Origin of the sequence: Paenibacillus sp. P22, assembly GCF_000469945.2 — a bacterium.
GTDB classification, from domain to species: Bacteria; Bacillota; Bacilli; order Paenibacillales; family Paenibacillaceae; genus Paenibacillus_O; species Paenibacillus_O humicus.
Window position 1 is genome coordinate 1 of sequence record NZ_CBRA020000223.1, and the last position, 4980, is coordinate 4980.

4 protein-coding genes are annotated in these 4980 nt (G+C 61.4%); all 4 read left to right on the forward strand.

From position 1 onward, the window contains the following. Nucleotides 1-2068: hypothetical protein (locus BN871_RS28660; protein ID WP_048749347.1), on the forward strand; the 2068-nt coding region annotated here is incomplete at its 5' end. 144 nt (nt 2069-2212) lie between these two features. Continuing rightward, complete coding sequence (gene nth / locus BN871_RS23635; protein ID WP_048749349.1) at nt 2213-2929, forward strand: endonuclease III; 717 nt, start codon at nt 2213-2215, stop codon at nt 2927-2929. A 7-nt stretch (nt 2930-2936) separates the two neighbouring features. After that, nucleotides 2937-3218 carry a hypothetical protein gene (locus tag BN871_RS23640; RefSeq protein WP_021879354.1) on the forward strand — a complete coding sequence of 94 codons (282 nt, stop codon included), beginning with the start codon at nt 2937-2939 and terminating at the stop codon, nt 3216-3218. A gap of 208 nt (nt 3219-3426) precedes the next feature. Further along, nucleotides 3427-4980, forward strand: a 1554-nt coding sequence (locus tag BN871_RS23645) for a dynamin family protein (RefSeq protein WP_198158096.1), incomplete at its 3' end; no start/stop codon positions are given.

The window sequence follows — 4980 nt, forward strand, 5'->3', positions numbered from 1 at the left end:
CCAGCCGGCGGCAGCCGTCAACCGGGCGCAGGCGGCCACGCTGTTCAGCAGGGCGCAGCAGGTCGCTCCTGTCGCTTACCCGGGCGAAACCGGCGGCATCCTCACGGCGATCAACGGGGCCAGCGTATCGGTGTATACCGATCAAGGATTACAAACGTTCAATCTGGCGGCGGATTCCCGCTTCTACCGCTTCGATTCGGATGCTTCGCTCAAATCGTCCTCGGAGCTGACGCTGTATACGCATGTCCGCATTTTGGGCGGAGGGATGGATGCGCTCTACGTTGAACAGACCGATCCGGACCAGCAGGTCAAGACGATCGAAGGCGCCGTGTCGAGAGTCGTGGCGGCGCAGAACAAGATCTGGCTGTGGGTCGGCGACAATCCGGTCGAAGTCCAGTACGATTCTTCTCTGGTCGTCAAAAAAATGGACGGAACGAAGCTGGGACTGGCCGATCTGACGGTGGACAGCCAGGTTCAGGTGAAGGAGGATGCCTTCCGGGACAAGCCGCTGGCGCTTGAAGTCATCGTGAAGTCGGCGCCGGTATCGAAGGACGGCTCCGGAACCGTGGCTGCGGCCGGCAACGGCGCGCTGAGCCTCAAGACGGCCGCCGGAGCCGACGAGACATGGACGGCTTCTTCCAGCCTTGCCGTCATCGGCTGGGACGGCAGAGTGCTCGAAGGGGGCCTCTCCGGATTGAAGGCGGGCGATGCCGTCACCTATACGGTGAAGGACAGCGTGCTCGTATCCGTCAAGGTGACGACGGCAGGAAGCGCATCCGTCCAAGGAAAGTTCAGCAACATCAGCGACGGCATCCTGACGGTGCTGGCAGGCAATTCGCTGCAGTCCAACTATTTGTCCGAATCGGTCACTCTGGTCATTCCGGGCGTGGAGCAGCCGGTACTGGGCGATCTGTACAAGGACGACCAGCTTGAGCTTGCCCTCGATGCCGGAGGCAAGGTGACGAGCATCAAGGTGACGAACCGCTCGCTCAGCACGCTGACGGGAGCGGAGATCCTCAGCTACAGCAGCGATCAGAAGGCATTGACGGTCAAGGGAACGAACGGCAAGCTGGCCGCCTTGCAGTTGTCGGACAAGACCAAGTTCGAAATGAACGGAACGACGCTCAATCTCGCCACGGCCGCGCCTCTGCTCCGTCAAGGACAACGGGTTACAGTCGGATATTCCGGCAGCGATGCGATGCTCGTGCGGGTCGTCTACCAATATACCGGCTCCGTCGTTCTGCTGAATACGGCCACCAAGACGCTTGCCCTGTCGCTGGATGACGGCTCGTCGGTGACGCTTCCGTTCGATTCTCTCGGAGTGGAGTGGTACGGCCGCAGCGGAACCGGCGTAGCCGACATCAAGAACGGCATGAGGGTGACGGCGCTCCTCGACGCCAGCCAGACCAAGGCGGCTGCGCTGCGCGTGAACCAGAATGTCCAGTATAAGATTACGACGGTCGACCCGGCAGCCAAAGCGCTCTCGCTGCAAGCAGCCGACGGAAGCCGGACGACGGTCGCTGCCGGCAGCCTTGTCCTCAAAGGAACGGACGGAAGCGCTCTGGCATTCACAGGCTTCGCGTCGGGACAGACGGTCAACGTGACTTATGCAGGCAGCACGCCGACAGCCATCTCGCTCGTCAAAGTGACGTACGGCAAAATCGCTGCGGCCTCTGCCGACTCCATCACGCTGCAGGAATACGGCGGCTCAAGCCAGACGCTTCCGCTCGGAAGCGGCTTCTCCATCGTCAAAGGAGGAAGCGCGGGATCGAGCGCTGCGGCTCTGGCTGCAGGAGACCGCGTTGAAGTGAAGAAAAATGCCGACGGTGCGGTCGTCGTCACGGTCAATGCCGGAGTGGCCAAAACATTCTGGAAGGTGGATGCCGCAGCCGGCCAGCTTCTGATGAGGAAATCGGGCGTCAACGACAACGATTACCGCTTCGCATATACGTCGTCCACGCTGATTACGGCGGGCGGCCAGCCGGTTGCAGCCGAGTCGCTCAAGGACGGGGACAGCATCGTTCTGTATCTGTTCGAAGGCAAGCTGCTCGAGGCTGCCAAGGCATGACGCTCATGGCGGTTTGATGAATTATTGAAAAAAAGACCCCTCGCGGGGTCTTTTTTTTCGTCCATAGGGGTGATTTCCGGTTGCATGGAGCGTGGATATTCGCTAAACTTTGAACGATAGTGCAACTAGGGAGAGTTAATGACCATGAAGGCTTCGGATAAGATGCGGCGCATTCTGGACACGATGGCCGAGATGTTCCCGGATGCCCATTGCGAGTTGAACCATGCCAATCCGTTCGAGTTGACGATTGCCGTCCTGCTGTCGGCCCAGTGCACGGACGAGACCGTGAACCGGGTGACGGCAGACTTGTTCCAGAAATACCGCACGCCCGAGGATTACCTGGCCGTCGATCTGGAGGAGCTGCAGCAGGATATCCGGCGCATCGGACTGTTCCGCAACAAGGCGGCCAACATCCAGAAGCTGTGCCGGATCGTGCTGGAGCGCTACGGAGGGGAAATTCCCGAGCAGCATGACCAGCTGACCGAGCTTCCCGGCGTCGGGAGGAAGACGGCCAATGTCGTCGTCTCCAATGCATTCGGCGTTCCCGCCATCGCGGTCGATACTCATGTCGAACGGGTATCAAAGCGTCTCGGCTTGGCCAAGCAAGAGGATAGCGTCCTTGAAGTCGAGAAGAAGCTGATGCGCAAAGTTCCCCGGGAGGAATGGACGCTAACGCATCATCGGTTCATCTTCTTCGGCCGGTACCACTGCAAGGCGCAGCAGCCGAAATGCGACATCTGCCCGCTGCTCGACATGTGCAAGGAAGGCCAGCGCCGAATGAAAGCTGCGTGCACGACAACGAAATCCGCAGCGGCTTCGAACAAGCGAGCCGCCGCTTCCAACCCCCTGAGCAAAGGATGATGAAACGATGAAATGCATCAGCGTATTCACGAATGATTTTGGCCTGTTCTCCGATATTTACGAGCAGGTCATGGAATCTCCTCCGGGAGAGAACGAGGATCTCGTCATCGAAGGCGTAACGGTGAGCGGCTCCGGCGATCTGCCGGCCCAATACCTGGAGCGCATGCGCCAGAAGCCTGAAGTTGTCGTGATGCGCGAGAAGCAGCGCAACATTACGATCCTTCAGCACGGCAACGTGTTCGAAATCTGCATTCCGACGGATGAGGACGACGAGGCTCCGGCGGTATAAGCAGGGAGATGCTCCGAATCAAGTGAACAAGCAGCCGTCCTTGCGTTCAAGGGCGGCTGTTTGACGTATCCGGCCTAGGCTCGCAGAGGTGCTCGTCTCCATTATGAGGGCAGAAGAGCTGCCTTCGCGGCTGTGCAACGGATAGCGAATAGGGAGATCGCCCGAAGCTTGGGCCGCTCCGATCAGAGGAAGACAGGGAGAGAGAAGCATGAACGGACTACAAGAGAGCAACAGGACCGCGGCGGCGGACCGCGAGGCGGCATTGGCCCGGGCTGCGGCCAGCCTGCAGGCCGGATTCGACTCCGCAGGAGACGATGGCAACGCGCAGCGGGCGGAGCAGCTGTCCGCCAAGCTGGAGAGCGGGCTGCTTACGGTCGCTTTTTGCGGCCACTTCTCCGCGGGAAAATCGACGCTTGTGAATGCGCTGTGCGGGAAGCAGCTGCTGCCGTCCAGTCCGATCCCGACGAGCGCCAATGTCGTGTCCATCCGCAGCGGCGAGCCGGCACGCGCGATCATCCGGGCGCTTGCAGACGGCAAGGAGACGACCTTCGAGGCGGATCCGCTGCGTCTGGACGACTACTGCAAAAACGGCGAGGAGTTCATCTCCGTCGATATCGTTTATCCGATTCCCCGTCTGGGCTCTTCGACCGTTCTTCTGGATACGCCGGGCATCGACTCGACGGACGATGCGCACCGGATGGCGACGGAGTCGGCCTTGCATTTGGCCGATGCGGTGTTCTACGTCATGGACTACAACCATGTCCAGTCGGAAATCAACTTCGAGTTCGCCAAGGGATTGAAGGATTGGGGCAAGCCGCTCTATCTGATCGTCAACCAGATCGACAAGCACCGCGAAGAGGAGCTGCCGTTCGAGGAGTACCGGAACAGCGTCGAGGAGGCTTTCCGCAGCTGGCATCTGGAGCCGGCCGGCATACTTTACTTGTCTCTGAGGGAGCCTGAGCATCCCGGCAGCGAGTTCGCTTCCCTCGAAGGGCTGCTGAAGGAATTGGCGGAGGAGCGCGAGGAGCTGTCGCAATGGAGCGTGGACGCCTCGCTGCGCCATTTGGTCCGGGCTTCGCTGCGCTCGGCCGCCGAAGAGGAGGAGGCGCTGCGGCAGAAGCTTCAGGATGAAGCCGGCAGCGAGGAGGAAAGGGCCGTGCTTGCGGAGAGGATCGCGAGCCTCGAGGCCGAGGCGGAGGAAGCGGACAACAGGCCGGCTGCCCTGGAAGCCTCCTTGAAGGCCGATATCGTCAAGCTGCTGGACAACGCCAGCCTGACGCCGGCCGCCACGCGCGATCTCGCGGCCGAGTTTCTGGACAGCCGCAAGCCGGGCTTCAAGACCGGCTTGCTGTTCGCGGGCGCCAAGACGGCTGCGGAGCAGCAGCGGCGCGCAGAAGCGTTCCGCGATGACCTGAACCGCCAAATCCAGGCGGCTGCCGTATGGCATCTGGGGGATTTGCTCCGCAAGGCAGCCGACGAAGCCGGCCTTGCAGGGACGGAGCGCGAAGCATGGGAGCATGCGCTCGAGGAAGGGCTCAGCTGGCGGCCGGACATCGATTGGCTGGCCGGGCGCGTGAATACGGGAGCCGTATTCGGCGGCGAGTATACGCTGGTTTATACGCGCGAAGCGGCCGAGGAAATCAAGGGCAGGCTGCGCCGCGCCGCCGTCGAGGCGGCCGAAGCGGCKYGCCGCCWGMKCKGCAAGCCCTTACGACGTGGGGAGGGACGGACAAATGAATACCGGCACCGAGCCGACTCCCGC